General features: G+C 36.6%; 12 protein-coding genes. 6 read left to right on the top strand and 6 right to left on the bottom strand.

Annotated elements, in window-relative coordinates:
- Positions 1-546 (bottom strand): RCC1 domain-containing protein (locus QNI15_RS31915; protein ID WP_390902231.1); only part of this gene is annotated, 546 nt, incomplete at its 3' end.
- 638 nt (positions 547-1,184) lie between these two features.
- Positions 1,185-1,628 (bottom strand): OsmC family protein, encoded by a 444-nt coding sequence (locus QNI15_RS31910; RefSeq protein WP_314003616.1) that lies wholly within the window; start codon positions 1,626-1,628, stop codon positions 1,185-1,187.
- Between the two features lie 222 nt (positions 1,629-1,850).
- Between QNI15_RS31910 and QNI15_RS31905 the strand changes: the two genes are divergently transcribed.
- Positions 1,851-3,026 (top strand): hypothetical protein, encoded by a 1,176-nt coding sequence (locus tag QNI15_RS31905; RefSeq protein ID WP_314035808.1) that lies wholly within the window; start codon positions 1,851-1,853, stop codon positions 3,024-3,026.
- 58 nt (positions 3,027-3,084) lie between these two features.
- Here the strand turns inward: QNI15_RS31905 and QNI15_RS31900 are convergent, their stop codons facing one another.
- The 3 genes from QNI15_RS31900 to QNI15_RS31890 form a co-directional block, all read right to left on the bottom strand.
- Positions 3,085-6,546 carry a hypothetical protein gene (locus tag QNI15_RS31900; RefSeq protein WP_314035806.1) on the bottom strand — a complete coding sequence of 1,154 codons (3,462 nt, stop codon included), beginning with the start codon at positions 6,544-6,546 and terminating at the stop codon, positions 3,085-3,087.
- Between the two features lie 50 nt (positions 6,547-6,596).
- Positions 6,597-7,100, bottom strand: a complete 504-nt coding sequence (locus tag QNI15_RS31895) for a hypothetical protein (RefSeq protein WP_314035804.1) — start codon at positions 7,098-7,100, stop codon at positions 6,597-6,599.
- A gap of 64 nt (positions 7,101-7,164) precedes the next feature.
- Positions 7,165-8,739 (bottom strand): hypothetical protein, encoded by a 1,575-nt coding sequence (locus tag QNI15_RS31890; RefSeq protein WP_314003626.1) that lies wholly within the window; start codon positions 8,737-8,739, stop codon positions 7,165-7,167.
- Positions 8,740-9,182: 443 nt separating this feature from the next.
- Between QNI15_RS31890 and serA the strand changes: the two genes are divergently transcribed.
- The 5 genes from serA (at position 9,183) to QNI15_RS31865 (ending at position 16,050) form a co-directional block, all read left to right on the top strand.
- Positions 9,183-11,090, top strand: a complete 1,908-nt coding sequence (serA, locus tag QNI15_RS31885; protein WP_314035802.1) for a phosphoglycerate dehydrogenase — start codon at positions 9,183-9,185, stop codon at positions 11,088-11,090.
- Between the two features lie 123 nt (positions 11,091-11,213).
- Positions 11,214-12,146 (top strand): EamA family transporter, encoded by a 933-nt coding sequence (locus QNI15_RS31880; RefSeq protein ID WP_314003630.1) that lies wholly within the window; start codon positions 11,214-11,216, stop codon positions 12,144-12,146.
- An 89-nt stretch (positions 12,147-12,235) separates the two neighbouring features.
- Complete coding sequence (locus tag QNI15_RS31875; protein ID WP_314003632.1) at positions 12,236-13,300, top strand: aminotransferase class V-fold PLP-dependent enzyme; 1,065 nt, start codon at positions 12,236-12,238, stop codon at positions 13,298-13,300.
- A 218-nt stretch (positions 13,301-13,518) separates the two neighbouring features.
- The gene (locus QNI15_RS31870) at positions 13,519-14,229 is read left to right on the top strand and encodes a hypothetical protein (protein ID WP_314035800.1); all 711 of its coding nucleotides are present in this window, start codon (positions 13,519-13,521) and stop codon (positions 14,227-14,229) included.
- Positions 14,230-14,907: 678 nt separating this feature from the next.
- Positions 14,908-16,050 (top strand): metallophosphoesterase, encoded by a 1,143-nt coding sequence (locus QNI15_RS31865; RefSeq protein ID WP_314035798.1) that lies wholly within the window; start codon positions 14,908-14,910, stop codon positions 16,048-16,050.
- Here QNI15_RS31865 and QNI15_RS31860 read toward each other — a convergent pair.
- Positions 16,047-16,934, bottom strand: a complete 888-nt coding sequence (locus QNI15_RS31860; protein WP_314035796.1) for a diacylglycerol/lipid kinase family protein — start codon at positions 16,932-16,934, stop codon at positions 16,047-16,049. The genes QNI15_RS31865 and QNI15_RS31860 overlap by 4 nt on opposite strands.
- Positions 16,935-16,940: the final 6 nt, after the last annotated feature.

Raw genomic sequence — 16,940 nt, 5'->3', positions numbered from 1 at the left:
ATATCTACCAGCTGCTATTGCTTTTACATTCGTTGCAATTTGCTTAGGGGTTGAAATGTTATCATTAGTTCCATCACCCAACTGACCATATCCATTATACCCTGTAGCCCAGAGAGTATTGTCATTCTTAAGAATCAATGAATGATATCTACCAGCTGCTATTGCTTTTACATTCGTTGCAACTTGTTTCGGAGTTGAAGAACTGGTTGTAGTTCCATCACCTAACTGTCCATATCCATTATCACCTGTAGCCCAGAGAGTATTGTCATTCTTAAGAATCAATGAATGATATAGGCCAGCTACTCCTAATGTTGCATTCGTCATAACTAATTTTGGTGTCGAAATACTGGTTGTAGTTCCATCACCTAACTGTCCATATCCATTATCACCTGTAGCCCATAAGGAATCATTTCGTACGAGAAAAGTCTGAGACTCACCGGCACCTATTGATGCTGTTACCTGAGGTTCTGGATCTTTGGAATCTTTACAGGAAACTCCAATAAAAAGAATAGATAATGATAGAAGAGAGAGAATGGTTTTTTTCATAGCATTTGAGTGTGTTTAGAAAAATGAACTGGTTTCTTCTGCAAAATTGATTACAGAAATTTGACTATCCAATTTTATGAATACAACTCGTAGAGTATCAGGTATATAGTTGTGTAAGTTTCAATGAGAGAAATTGATTAGTGCGGAAAAATAATTCAGGAGCATCGAGTATAATGCCCATGTATTTTTAGGTGAGAATTTATTTGAGGAAAGATATTCTATTGAGACTTGTTTTGACTCATACATTACTTAATTTATAAAATCCTGCTGTAGGTTATTTTTAGAGGCTATAGGTAGCATTCTATATTCTGGCTTATCTATATAATTATGTCTTTTGCAGTTGTTTTTTATTCTACTTCTTGGGAAAACATACATCTGAACACTAGAAAGGATATTGATAAGCTTGAGTATCAGTGTTTTTGAGCCTTTGATTTATGGAAAACCAGATTGTATTCTAGCTGAGAGGTAGTTTGTAGTTGTTGAGGGGTAGAACTAGATGTTGTAGGAATGCTACTTTACTTTACAATAATAGTTACTGATCGAAATACAGGAGATACAATAGGTAGAAAAGTTTAAGTGCATAATTAGGCTAAATAGAATTGTTAGTCAAAATTATGCACTTAAAAATAATCAGATTCTTAAACGGCTTTTTCTGCTACAAGAGATGCAGTCAAGGTAATAGGCACACTTAATGCTTTGGATACAGGACAATTAGCTTTAGCATTTTGAGCAATTTCCTGAAACTTTGTATTATCAATCCCTGGAACATTTCCTGTTAATTCCAGGTGAATACCTTTGATTGTGTATCCTCCATTTTCAAATACTAAGTCCAGCGTAGCCTCAGTTGATAGTTCTTCCGGAATATAGCCTTCTCCATTGAGTGTGGCTCCTGTTGCCATTGTAAAGCATCCGGCATGAGCTGCTGCTATCAATTCTTCTGGATTGGTGCCCACTGTACCATCCTCTCCAAAGCGAGTATTGAATGAATACATTTGTTGTTTTAAGGCACCACTTTGCGTGGTCAGATTGCCTTTACCTTCTTTTAACGATCCGTTCCAAACGGCAGACGCTTTTCTTTTCATAAGAATAGGTGTTTAAAGCTGAGAAAAATGAAATGCTAAAATAAATGTATAAACCTGAATGTCAAGGGAAAATAAGAATATAATGTAGCTTATGCACAATGGAGTAAAATTTAATTATGCAATATTGTATATTTTGCGAAACACCGAGACCTAAAAATTTAATGTGAATTGAAACAAATTTTTAAAATTCTATTTTCCTTTTTCCTGATACTCTGTATAGCCTTGTTACTATACGTAAACATTCGATTAGGCTTTCGACCTGAATTGAATAGGACACCAGATGGTGTAATTAATCAGGATGTATTGCATCAGCTTTATTTTTTAAAAGAGGAGTTGCATAAGAATCAAGCTGGTGAGCAAATGCAGCAATTATATCCGGAAGGATTTCTCTTTATCTATTCCCTGTATGCACTCACCTGGTATGATCTGGTAAAAGATCTAAAGTATTCCTCTCCATATTATAAAGAAGCAATACAGGAAATGGATTGGGTAGTGCAGAGAATTGAGTCTGATGAAGCAAAATCTATTTTCAGTGAAGCCCAGGAAATAGAGTATGGTGCTTTTTATACAGGATGGAGTAATATGGTATTGGGTAGAAAATTGTTATTGCAAAAGCCAGTAGATAGAAGTGTAGAGAATATTCGATTATTCAAACTCAGATGTGAAAATATAGCTGGATTTATAAAAGATAGTGAAACCCCTTTTGCTACATCCTATGCTAACCAGGCCTGGCCTGCTGATATGGTTATCTGTGTAACCTCATTGGCAATGTATAACCATCTATTTGAACCTAAATACCAATATGCGACCCGACAATGGATTAAGAAAGTACAACAGCGACTGGATACAGTAACAGGACTTATACCACATTATGTACATGCTCAGACTGGATATCCCGAAGAAGGGGCCAGAGGTTCTTCACAGAGTCTTATAAATTGTTTTTTGCCAGAAATTGATTCTGTATTTGCAAATAATCAGTTTGTACGTTATAAACAGTTTTTTCTTACCCGTAGACTGGGGCTACCTGGTATCCGGGAATATCCTGAAGGAGAGTTTGGGGTTGGTGATATTGATTCAGGACCTGTAATCTGGGGAATTGGTGGGGCTGCTTCTGTTGTTGGACTACGTGTTATGTCTGTTCACACTGAAAGTGATGTGGCAGTTGGTTTACGCAATAGTATAGAAGGCTTCGGGGTGGGTTGGACTTCTGGTGATCAGAAAAAATATCTTTTTGGTATTTTGCCTATCGCGGATGCTTTTATTGGCTGGGCTAATTCAGGTCCGGCTATAAAAGCATCTATGCTACCTGATTGGCGGAGGGATTTTTTGATCTATTCTACATTAACCAGTTTAGTCATTTATCTTTTGTTATATTGTATGTGGCGAAAGAATAAATAGCTTTAAAAGTAGAATAGTTCTAGGATATCCCAGAGCTATTCTACCAAATCTAAATAAACTATCCTTTAAATAAGTCTGGAATCAGAATACGGTCTAAAAAACACATTGCTATAAGCACCAGAATAGAGTGTTTATAGTCGAATTGACCAGAGGTTCGGGCATTAATATACTCAGGATCATAAGTAACATAGTTCAGCAGCATTCTTCGAATTTCAGGTAGTTTACTTTTTAGCATCTGGGTATTTTCAATGATACCTGCGTCATTAGGGCCTGCCAGATTTAAGAAGACATCCAAAAACTTCTCAAAGTTAGCAAAGTTGGAAGGTATCTGATCAAACTGCTCAATCTTTTCCAGATATTGAGTAGTTACAGAATCACTTGCTTTTAAGGTTTGACCATTGAATACAAATCCTTCTTCCCCTACAATATCGGCTGTTTCTCTGCTATTCTCATCAACTACTACTTTTCGTTCTGCTGACAAACCAAATGAAACTTCTGACTTATTATCCTGACGTATTTCATCACGTTTTACCAGGCGGATAGTGTCAGAACCTTCTCCAAACCCAGCTTTAAAGCAATTGTTATAATAAGAAAGTGTATCTTGTTTTCCAATAAAGCTTTCCAGCCAGTCAAACATACGGCCTCCTTTTCCAAATGGAAAGAACTCAAAGGTGTTGATACCTGTAAGATTACGATCCTGAATTGTTTTCTTTGCCAACATACCAGAATAAAACAATACAGTTCCACAAATAAAGGTTGGAATAGCAAAAATAGCTCTTGCTTCTGCTTTGTTAACATACGGAGACCCTGACTGAGCTAATGATTTATAGAATTTGTCAAAATCTTCACCACGCAGACGATCTAGAATCGTATTTAGATAATAGGGTGATACTTCCGGTTTATTACGCATTTCCTCAATGCCCATTACCTTGATATTGGCAATGCCTGAGGTAGCAAAATAATAGATAGCTTCACGTACCTGAGATGATTTTAAGGTTACTTCTGCCAGTTTACCAGCTGACATTCGCAGAGAACTTTGCTTAACCAGTCGTGGTGCATAACTTCCATCCTGTCCTTTTTCACGAGCCACTAAAAGTACGTTACAGGTACTACCTCCCACATCTGCCCCAATCATCATATTGTCACCATAAAATGCTAATCCTCCTTTGCTAAGAGCATAGTTGCAAACTGCTTCTGCTTCAGTAAGAGGTTGTTCAAGATTAGCTGTGGGAACATTGCGTATAGGTGTAATCTGGGCAATGTTTCCGTACATAGTGTTATATAAACGCTGATCTTTTTTTGACAGAGCTCCTGGATATGACCAACGCATAACAGAAGGTGCATATTGATTTTCATATAATTCTGCACACATTGTCAGCCATAAGGTTTTCAAAAATCCTTCCTTGCGATGCATACCAGCATCATCATTTTCCCATTTCAGGCTGTAGTACAGTTCACCAGCATTGGTTCGCATAAAGGATTTTTCCATTGCCAGAACCCGGATGTTAGGTTCGAAAATAGGTACTCCACCAGAAATTTCAATGGTTTCTTTACCTGGAACAACACTCAAACGATTGTGTTGCTGAACCCAGGTTTTAAGTTGCCCATTCATGATGCTTTCATTCTGGAAAAAATACATCTCGTGTAAAGATGCAAATTTGCTATCACCATTAATGGTTTCAGCTCCCATTAAAAATACACGTCTGTTTTTAAAGGTAAAAGGTTTAACTACTCCATCTGTAGAATAGCTTAGACAAGAGTTGTTAGAACCAAAATCAATTCCGACTGTTGCTCTACGATTACGAATATATTCTGGTGTGTGTGTACCTGAAAGATCTTTGAAGGTTTCTGTTGCATTTTTAGTCATCAGATAACCAATCACCTGATCTGATCCACCAATGTTTTTCCGGATTTCCAAACCGGCTAATGGTTGATTAAAACGGTAGATTTCATATTTATGGATATCACCTGATTTGCCAATTGGATAATATATCAGTTTATCTCCTTCCAGGCGTTTTTCGGGTAATCCATTATCATTGATAAATTTAAACTCATCTGTCGACATCCCTTCTCCATAGACAAATTGTTTTTTGTCATTGGTGATAATTTTCCAGGGATTTTCCCAGCGTTTAAAAAAGGGTACTATCTTAATCGATGTATCATTCGCTGGGATTTCATTGTATAAATAATATTGCTGCCAATGTTCAGAAATAAAATTAGGCCATAGAATTATATGTTTCCCTGTGTCCATTGGTTCAATCTTATATTCACGTTCAATAGGAGTCATATGCTTATCACCTACATATAACCTGAAACGCACCTTGAGACGATACTCATTGGGTTTCAATTCTGCATAGATCTGATGAAAGTCTTTTTTGCCTTGTAGCAGATCTGCCAGATTATTCTGAAACAATAGAATTGCAGAACGGCTCAGCGGTAATGGGAAGTATAAGTCTTCATTTCGACTCAGATCCCTTGCTTTCAGATAGTATACTGCTGCATTATCCAAAGGCTGAGTTTCATCTTCCAGAAAGAACTGAGATAGCGTTTCTGAATCCAGAAGTAATGATTTTGGATCAATTTCTACTGCCCCGCTACCTGGATCATTCAGATAAAATACTCCATTGAGGAAATAATAGCCAGATTTTACTGCAAATAGCTCCTGATAAGGTGCTGCAAAATTTAATTCACCATCAAGTGTACCACTCTCTTCAATATTAGGAGCCTTAGCTTTTATATCCTGAGCAAATTTCTCCGTAAATTCCCGAAGACCTAGTAACGAAAGTGCTACTTTTCCTTGTCTGTTTTGATTAATTTTTTGTTCAAAAGAAGGGATCTTTGCCGCCATTGTTTTAACCAAAAGAAACAATTTCTTCAGGTCATCTGCTCCAAGATTACCATATACTAGAGGATCATCAAATTTTCCATTGCGATACCACCCGATATCTCCCGAGTCCGGTAAATTAGTATAAGAGGCCGCTGGAAAAGCTAAGGAATAAGGAGACGTTCCACCAATAAGTTTTCCATTGTAATAAATAAGTTGGACCGCAGGTTTTGCATTGGGATCATTTCTTGACAAAGAATCCGGTTCTGTCCACAGATCTGTATCATCAAAAAGCATCCTTCCCAGAGACGTTGGGATTGAGTACAGATCGTTGATATTCTGTACGTCCATCGGTAAGGGGGATGCAATCTTGATTCGATTGGGAAATAATGCCATGCAGGCAATCAGGCCTTTCCATTCTGCAATGAGAGAATTGTAAAATTTGATTAAGCCTGTTGTCTTTATATTGGGATCTTCCTGGGTGTATTTTAATGCAAATCCAAACAATCTGGCTCTGGCCCAGGGAGTGGGAACTCCCGATATCATCGTATTGAGTGTAACCGCATCAATTTCCTGAGTAGCTACATCTCCTGTCTGAATGCCTTGTATATAAGGTTTTTGCTGATCAAATTTATTCCATTTACCACGATCTCCATTACGGACCTGTGAACTTTGAATGAGAAGTGATTTGGGCATATTTTTAATTACTGAGTTTACAAATTGATTTGTTCTTTCTGATCGATAAGCTAATCCTTACTACTTAAATTTCTTTTCATGATTACTGCATCTGGAGTATTAATCAGTATTTCTTCATTGGGATCTAACTCAAGTTCTTGAATTAACTTATCTTTTGACGGGCGGAGGAAGATAAACAGAATGATAACAATACCGAATACTGAGAGAAATGTATAGTCTCCAGTAAGGAAAAAAGCAATGATACTTAACAGTGATGGAGCCTCCAGTAGTGCATATCGAACAATCATTGCCGTTCCATATGCTGATATTTTTTCACTAAGACTGGATTTTTCTCTGGCCTTTTTTAATAGAATATTGAACAATAGAAATGCAGCTGCTATGCCTATCAATGCTACTAAAGGTACAAGGTAAGTAAAGGTTTGTTTTAATTCCTCATTACCTGACGAAAGCGAAGTTTGACTTATGTAAAAAGTTACAATAGCGAATAAAATCTGCCCCATCATTAATGCCAGATGGATAATAGATTGCGTTAGAAAGTATTGTTTGGAGGTCATTTGTTGTAACTAATTAATAGTGAATAAAGATACAGATGGACTTAATTTACTATTAATTATGAGTTTAAAAACTATATAACTTAACAAGTGTATCATACATCCTCTTAATCAGTTTTTCACTCTTGTTCGCAAATGCCCCATCAGATGTTTCTTTAACAAATGTCTCTTTAAAACGGTCAAAAGGACTGGTTAGGAAATTGACACTGAAATTATGTCTCTGATACTCGCTGCTCTTGGAAAACAATTTATTAAACTCAAATTTTCGAAGATCTCGTACAGTAGTGGCACCAAACATCTCAGGATTATACATAAAACGCTCTCCTCCACCAGCAGAACGCCATACCTGACGAAGCCATCCTTCGCGTAATTCATCATTGGAGAAACGGAAATGAAATAATCCCATATATTTTAATAGTGCATCTAACTCAACTTTTGTTATATCTTCATAGCCTGTTATATTTTTGAGATCACCTCTTTGTGCTGAGGCAAAGAAATCGGTATTATCTAAACCTACCAGGAAGGAAAAGGCAGTAAAGAGTGTTAGTTTTTTAAGAAAGATATTGGATGCTTCATTTTCGGGAAGAAAATCTTTGAAATCAAGTTTCTGACTGTCATCAATAGAGCGAAAATAGTATTGTACACCACTTGCCTTATCATCTTTAATTTTTTGTAAATCTGCATCTGGATTCTTAAAGAAGTCATAGGCGGCAAAAGCACAGAAAAGTTCAATATAATGAGAGTCGTTGCGCTGGCGATTGCCACCTGTGATAGTATCTGGCTCTGCCTGTGGTGTTGTAAAATCATTGGTTGGGGTACCCAACATATAGAACTTCTGATAGGTACGTCGTACACTCAGGTCATCTTCATAAAACATCATAGCTGCCTGCGAGTTCATAGAGAAGTTTTTGGAGTCAGCAACGATTTTCTGAAGTTCGCGTGAATTCTGAGTAGGTGATATAAACGAGAAATAACTAGTCAGTAAAGTTGCTCCTACAAAGAGTTTATCCAATGTTTTTCCCTGATGTCTTTTTCTGACAGCAGTATCCAATGCAGCCGGCATAACAGGAATAGAAGATGCGCCTGTACCTCCGAAAACAGATCCCATGATAAATAATTTTACACTGCCTGCTGTATTGGCATTGTATAACTCATCAATAAAGGCAGACATGTTGCCTCCTGGGTTTTTATTGACTTCATCAATGATTGCATGATACATCAACATGGAGCCCAGATGGGTCTGAGCCCGATACCCATGTTTAAGATCAAAAGCCTGAACATTATCAGTAAATAATAAGTTGGCTAGATCTCTCTCTGTCTCAGTTGCATAACTAGTCTTTGCTATACGTTGGAAACTGCTGGTTTCAGTGCGGGAATAGTCAGGTGAGAACTTATAAAAATTAATTTTCGCTGAGAAAAAAGTGTCAGCATGTGGGGTCTGTGTTTTGTTTTCTCCTTTTGTTTTTAAATAGGCATCCACGAGCTCCTGTAAACGGGCAAAATTGCCATTTTCCAGATCTGTATCCAGAGCCAGAAGGTTAATTTCGCTATTGTCAAACATGCCCATTGCACACGTGTGAATGAATGCTTCCAGACAGCGCATGCCTGTACCGCCAATGCCGATGATAAAGTATTTGTTCATAAAATGAATTAGGCGTTAGTGCTAAGTCGTTAATGTTTTATATGATATAAACTATAAATTCAATATGCATCCAGTTACTTACTCCCATGTTTTGCTAACTGCTAAAATAGTTGAGAGTAGATAATCCTAGTTATATTATTTTTTTGAGTAATTTTGACTACCAAACTTTAAGCGGAATCTGCATGATTCCTGATTCTGAATTTTTTTGTAAATATATTGTTTTGCTGATATAAGTGAATGTTTACGAAAAAACACTTTTACAGGTTTGGTTTGCACTTCTCCCCAGAATGAGAGAAATTGCCACTTGATTGGAAATCATACAATATTTGGAATATTTATCTTGAATAGATACCATTTTATTTTAGAATTATATAAAAAGTGAATTTATAGATACCTCTTTTGCCGAATTAAACTTGGAGTCCAATACATAACCAAAAACAATCATGGTTGAAATACCTACAAAAGAACAAAAGTACTTTATCATTGACTTTGACAGTACATTTACAAAAGTGGAAGCAATGGATGAGTTGGGAAAGATTTCACTGCAGGGAAATCCAAAACGGGAAGATATTCTTCGTGAAATTCATCAGGTTACTGAGTTGGCTATGAATGGAGATATTTCTTTTAGCGAAGCACTTCAACGTCGGGTTGACTTGTTAAAGGCACACAAAGATCATCTTCCTGAGTTAATTGCCGTCCTTAGTGGTAAAGTGTCTGATTCTTTTGAAAGAAATCGTGATTTTTTAAATGAATTTGCCGATAGCATTCTGATTATTTCAAGTGGATTTCGTGAGTTCATCGTTCCTATTGTTACAGCTTTAGGCATCAAACCTGAAAATGTGTATGCCAATACATTTTTATTTGATGACAGTGGAAACATTATTGGCTTTGATGCCGAAAACCCATTGGCTAAGGATAAAGGCAAGCCTGAGTTAATGCGTAAACTTAATTTACAGGGTGATGTATATGTGATAGGAGATGGGTATACAGATTACGAAATTAAAGAAGCTGGATTAGCCAATCGTTTTTATGCATTTACAGAAAATGTCGAGCGAGGAAAAGTAATTGCTAATGCTGATCATATTACACCAAGCCTGGATGAGTTCTTGTTTGTAAATAAACTTCCTGCCAGTTTATCTTACCCTAAAAACCGTATCAAGGTTCTGCTACTGGAAAATATTCATCCTAAAGCCAAAGAATTATTTCAAGAGCAAGGTTTTACAGTTGAGATGGTTAAAGGTGCTTTGGATGAGGATGAATTAGCCGAACGTATCCGTGATGTAAGTGTATTGGGTATTCGAAGCAAAACCCAGGTCACCAAAAAGGTTTTAGAGAACGCCAATAAACTTATGTGTGTAGGAGCATTTTGTATTGGGACCAATCAAATTGATTTAAAAGCTTGTCAGGAGAGAGGAATTGTTGCCTTTAATGCACCTTATAGCAATACCCGGTCTGTGGTAGAACTTGCGATTGGAGAAATGATTATTCTGATGCGTCAGATTGTTGAAAAAAGCAATAAAATGCATAGAGGAGAGTGGGATAAGTCTGCTATTGGAAGCTATGAAATCAGAGGAAAGAAATTAGGACTGGTAGGATATGGAAATATAGGCACACAACTATCTGTTGTAGCAGAAGCCTTAGGAATGAAAGTATACTACTATGATTTGGTTGAAAAACTTGCTTTAGGAAATGCACAACGTTGTAAGACACTACATGAGCTATTGGAAATATGTGATGTAATTACCTTGCATACTGATGGACGAAAAGAGAATGCTAATCTTATCGGTGCGAAAGAATTTGAACGTATGAAAGATGGGGTAATCTTCCTGAATCTGTCTCGTGGACATATTGTAGATGTACCTGCTTTAGTGAATGCTGTGAAAAGTGGCAAAGTAGCAGGTGCTGCAGTGGATGTGTTTCCTTATGAGCCTAAAACCAATAATGAAGAATTTATTAATGAACTAAGAGGTTTGCCCAATGTGTTGCTGACTCCACATATTGGAGGTAGTACAGAAGAGGCTCAGGAGAATATTGCTAACTTTGTTCCTGGTAAACTACTGGATTTCATTAATAAAGGAAATACTTTTGGTAGTGTGAACTTCCCGAATATTCAATTACCCGATTTGAATGATGCACATCGGATGATTCATATCCATAGAAATGTACCAGGTATTCTAGCTCAGATCAACAGTATTTTGGCTAACTATCACATCAATATCCGTGGACAATATTTAAACACACGTGAAGATGTAGGATATGTGATCACAGATATAGATAAAGCTTACAATAAAGAGGTAATTACTGAACTTAAAAATATAGCTCATACCATTAAGTTCAGAATGTTATATTAGTAGAACTAGTCTCCTTCTGTCATTTTGAGAGAAGGAGACTATCATTTTCTTGATTCTACACTCTGTGTAAGAAAATTTTTTAGACTAAGATCAATCTGGGTTTTACCATACAAAAGTTTCTACATGACTGTTATTACAGCCCCACAACCTACACGTATGCAAATCGTGTTGGCGTTGCTGGCGGTTTATATTATTTGGGGAAGTACGTATCTCTTTATCCACTTCATGACAGAAGTAATGCCTCCTTTGCTGATGTCGGGTATCCGAAATGTAATTGCGGGAGGATTATTATATTTGTTTGCCAGATTTCGCTCGGGTGGTTCTGTTCCTGAATTTAAACATTGGCGTTCTGCCACTTTATTAGGTTTCATGTTGCTGGCTGTAGCCAATGGTGGATTAGCCATTGCTTTGAGATTAATTCCTTCCGGAATAGGAGCTTTGTTAACAGCTATGTTGCCTCTCTGGATAGTTATACTCAACTGGCTTGCATTTAATAAACAAAAACCTAGTATACCTACCATAGCAGGTTTGGGCATTGGCCTGATTGGATTTCTCGTGTTGATTGGTCCAACTAGTTTATCGTCAGGGTTATCACTCAACTGGGTAGGGGTAGTTATTGTTATGATTGGGGTAGCTTCCTGGGGAACTGCTACTTTGTTGGCTCCACGACTGCCTTTACACCCCTCTCAGCTACTGGCTACATCTATGCAAATGTTTGCTGGTGGCATACTCTTACTGATTTTTAGTTTTTTCTATGAGCAGCCAACACTAGCTATGTGGAATGATCTGACCCCAAAGGCTGGCTGGTCTCTGATTTATCTGATTGTATTTGGTTCCTGGATTGGATTTACTGCTTATGCCTGGCTTGCACAAAATGCGCCTCCTCATATTACTTCTACTTACGCCTATGTGAATCCTGTTGTGGCTATGTTGCTGGGATGGGCATTTGCTGGCGAGAAATTGACTGATAAGTCATTAATTGCTGCTGCAATCATTATTTGTGCTGTGATTATAATTACCAGTCAGCGAAAGGCAAAAAAAGCTGTTGTTGAGTAACATAGTTAGTATTTTTTTTCTGGTCTCAAACTTATCTCATTTCTATTTCCAATATTTGTAATCCTATTATTATACACACTTATTGATCAATGCAAATATTCTTCACTCCCGGTCCTGCTCAGCTATATCCTACATTTGAATCACATGTACAACAAGCTATTCGCGAGCAGATTGGTTCTATTTCACATCGAAGCAAACAATTTCGTAGTATATACCAGTTTGCTGTAGAGCAGCTTCGAGAACTGTTGAACATTCCTGCAGACAGAGCTATATTATTTACGGGATCTGCAACTGAAATCTGGGAAAGAATTATTCAGAACTGTGCAGAGAAGGAATCAACTCATTTTGTGAATGGATCTTTTTCAAAGCGTTTTTATGAGTTTTCTGTTGAACTAGGTAAGAAAGCACAGAAATTTGAAGCTCCTTTTGGACAGGGTTTTGATATCTCACAACATGCAGTATCTGATTCCTCCGAATTGATTTGTCTGACACATAATGAAACGAGTTCGGGTGTTTCTATGCCAGTGACTGATATTCATAACTTTAAGAAAACATACCCAAGTAAGATTGTTGCTGTGGATGTCGTTTCTTCTGCTCCTTATCCGGATCTTGACTGGAGTCTTGTAGATACAGCATTCTTTTCTGTACAAAAGGCTTTTGGTTTGCCAGCAGGTTTGGGTGTATGGATTGTGAATGAAGCTTGTTTGCAGAAAGCAGAACAACTGAGACAGCAAGGACAGTATATAGGTACACATCATAGCTTGCCTTCCTTATGGAAAAACTATCAGAACTATGAAACTCCAGCTACTCCAAATGTTTTCGGAATGTATCTTTTGGGAAAGGTTGTGGAAGATATGAATGCTACAGGGATACAGAAAATCAGGCAGGAAACAGAAGAAAAGGCTACTTTGTTGTATCAGTTCCTTGAACATAGTGAGAAATTCCGTCCTGCTGTTGAAAATCCAGCTCACAGATCACAAACTGTGATTGTTGCAGAAGTAGCGAATCCTTCTGAACAAATAACTTCTTTGAAGGAAAAAGGATTGGTGATAGGAAGCGGGTATGGTGCATATAAGGATAAACAAGTCCGTATTGCAAACTTTCCGGCTACTTCACTGGAAGATATGAAGAAATTAATCAAAGAATTAGCGTAATCAAGCAATACATATGTAACCGGATTTTTTTTACAGCACTGTCTTTATAGTGTAATTTTTGCCTTATAATTGTATTTTATGGCCGTAATTATTGATAGGAACTATAATTGTTAAACCTTTTGGTTCTAATAAAAGTATAATCAAATTTTGAATTTAACAGAAATTTCCTGTAATTATGCGTCTGAATATCAGTTCGTTCTAAATTTAAATACACAGCGATGCTACCAGATCAAGACTATAACCGGGATTCTGAACAAAACGAAGAGGCGAAAGAATATAGATTATATAATTATGATTATCCTTCTGAGAGTGATACCAGTTCATCGTATCAATCCGAAGAAGAAGATTTTGTATCGAGTCAGGATTATTCTACTAAATCTTCTAGTGAATTAGAGGATGAGAACGAAGATTTACAGAAGGAAAATGATAACTTAAAATCATCTGCCGGAACATTAAGGACTTTAGCTATTATTTTTGGTGTACTGGCATTTGCAGGAATTGGTTATATATTATTTTCACACTTCAAGGCTCCATTATTTGGCCCGATAGCTAAAGAACACAAAGAATTTGCAGCTCAGTCTGAAGAGCTGAAAAAAGTAAAATCCAAGGTCGATACACTACAGAAAGCAAATGATATATTGGTTGAACAACAGCCTGAAATAGAAGAAGGCGTGTTTTTTGAAGTACAATTAGGTGCTTTTCAAGATTTTAGTTTAGATGACTATCAGGCTGAATTAGCCGCCTTACGTCAGGAAGGTGATGCTACCCGTAAATTTACTTTTGCGAAATTTCGCGACTATAGAAAAGCTGAAAAGTTAAAGAACGATTTACAGCGTATGGGGGTTACAGGCGCATTTGTTGTTGGAAGAATTAATGGACAACGTGTAGAAGATATTAATGAGGCTATCAAAGCAAGTAAAAATCGGTAATAGCATAAACAATATAAATAATTTCGTTGTTAAGAAGCCTGGTAAAGCCAGGCTTTTTTATGCCCAAATAGATTTATATATTTTCTTTGAGAGAAAAAATAGATAAGATACTGTAGTGTATTTGGTTTAAGAATTATTTAAATGTTGTTGAAATTATATCTTTTTATTCTAGTGAAATATATTAAATATGGCAATGTTTTGTATTTTTTTATATGTCTTATTTAATAATGTTGTTATTTATTATTTTTATTAAGATTCTTTCGGTATATGCAGGTATGTAGTTGTTACTTTCGTGATTTTATGAGAAGTATGGGATAGTAGATAATAAAGATTTAAAAATATTTTCTCGTTGTGTGTGTGTTAATTTGAAATTTATTTTTTATGAAATACGTCTTAAAGTGTTGTTTTTCAGTTCTGACAAGAAATTTGTATTAAAAAAAACTTTTTTTTGAGTTTTCTATAAATAAGTATTATTATTGGTTTGAAAGAGTAAGTTTTAGCCCGGAAGGCACTACTTTCTATGCTAGACGCTCTTTTAGGTTGCTCGTATTTAACTAATTGAAAAAGGTTATGGTTATACCATAACCTTTTTTGATTTTTATACATTCGCAGAATGATGAGGAATACATTTTGTGGAAGTGTTTGGTACGGTATTATGTCAATTCAATAAAGTATATTATGCCTTTTGCTTTTTTACGGGATCGGGATTATTGGTATAGCAGACTACCATATTACAGCGAAGCAGAAAATAGGTGGCAGCAGCAAGAGCCTCCTCAAACAGATTTGTTAAGTCATTCTATATTGCTGATAGGAGATGCAGGACATCCCAGTCTGGATGGAAAGGATCCTATACTTCATCTGATTCATGAACAAATCAGTATATACAAACAAGATCTTACTGTGATTTTTTTGGGAGATAATGTTTATCCTAAAGGGCTACCAACCAAACATAGTGCATTACGTAAAATCTCAGAAGACAGACTAACTGCTCAACTGGATCTGTTTAAAAATTTTGATGGAAGACTCATTTTTCTTTCTGGAAATCATGACTGGAATCGAGGGAGAGCAAATGGATTTGAATATGTAATCAGGCAGGAAAAGTATATCGAGAACTACACCAATAGAGTAGATGTTTTTTTGCCTTCGAACGGATGTCCGGGACCGAAAACAATTAAGCTACATGAGAATTTGTATTTGATAGTGATCAATACCCAATGGTGGGTACAAAGAGGTTATAAGCCGATCGGGATTTCTGCAGGATGTGAAGCGCAAAGTGAAATGCACTTTTATGAGTTGTTGGAACAAGCACTTGAGTCCTTGGCTGAAAAACAGGTAATTATTGCCGGACACCATCCTTTATTTAGTAATGCCTTGCATGGAGGTAGGTTTACGTTAAAGCACCATTTGTTTCCATTAACCGCTCTGCATGGTAAATTGTATTTTCCGCTTCCGGTTGCAGGATCACTTTACCCTCTTTACAGACGCTTTTTTGGTGCATACGAAGATATGTCATTTCCTCCTTACAAACGAATGCGTCGTAAATTAGTGAGTATACTAAAGAAATACAGAAATATTGTTTATGCAGCAGGCCATGACCATAACCTGCAATATTTTCATCAGCATGATAATCACTTCATTGTAAGTGGATCTGGAAGTAAGACATCCTTTGTGCACAAGGGGGGGAAGGCTTCATTTACCCATGCGCAAAAAGGATGTTTCCGCCTCGATTATTATAAGAATCAGGAATTATGGTTGCATGTACTGGAACCTGCAAATAATTCTGGAGCTAATCAGGAGGTATTTAGAAAAAAGCTAAATTAGGGAACAATAATATGTAAACTGCTTGGATTAATAGATATATCTACAGTTTCTGTTGCATCAATTGGTTCACCGTCGATCTGAATTAGCTCTAAATCCGGATTGCTGATGGATGCTTTGGTGCATTGAATAATTTCATAGTGCATAGACTGGTCTATATCGCCTACTAGAAGACGATATAAGATTCCAACACCTTCCAGTTTCGGAAATTCTTTAATAATGCATATTTCAAATAGTCCATCATTGATAATTCCCGTAGGATTGATAGTAGCATTACTTCCAAAAGCATTAGCATTGGTAAATGCAATCATAAAGGCAGTGCCTTCAAATTCACCATTATCAGTGACTACTTTGTATGGTTTAGGCTGGTAGTCAGTAAATTCTTTTACAGTATTCCAGGCATACGTTGTAAGACCTCTTCCTTCGTCTTTTGTAAACCTGTCTACAATAACCGCATTAAAACCTATGTCTCCGATATGTACACAAGGGAGCCTATTGATTGTAAGTGTATCAATAGTTTGAATCTGAAAATTTTGAATTATGTGTAAGGCTTCTGTTGTTTCCTGAGGAATCTTCAGGTCTTTAGACAATCCATTACCTGATCCCAATGGTAAAATGCCCATAGGAATAGCTTTACCAATGAGCAGATTTGCTACCAGGCTTACAGTTCCATCTCCTCCAACAGCTACCACTGCATCAGGGTGTTCGTTTTCTATATATTTTAAGATAACTTTTTGATCATTTTTTTGATCAGTTGTTGTTTTGTAGATGGAAAAGTCTATACGTTGTTCGTCACAAAAGACTTTAATAAGTAATTCGATTTCGTCCTTATCTATATTATCTCCTGAAATAGGATTAAATACTATAAGTAGTTTTTGAGGTTGCATGCAGTA

Origin of the sequence: Xanthocytophaga flava (assembly GCF_030068545.1) — a bacterium.
GTDB lineage: Bacteria > Bacteroidota > Bacteroidia > Cytophagales > 172606-1 > Xanthocytophaga > Xanthocytophaga flava.
This window is presented reverse-complemented; position numbering and strand designations above follow the sequence as displayed.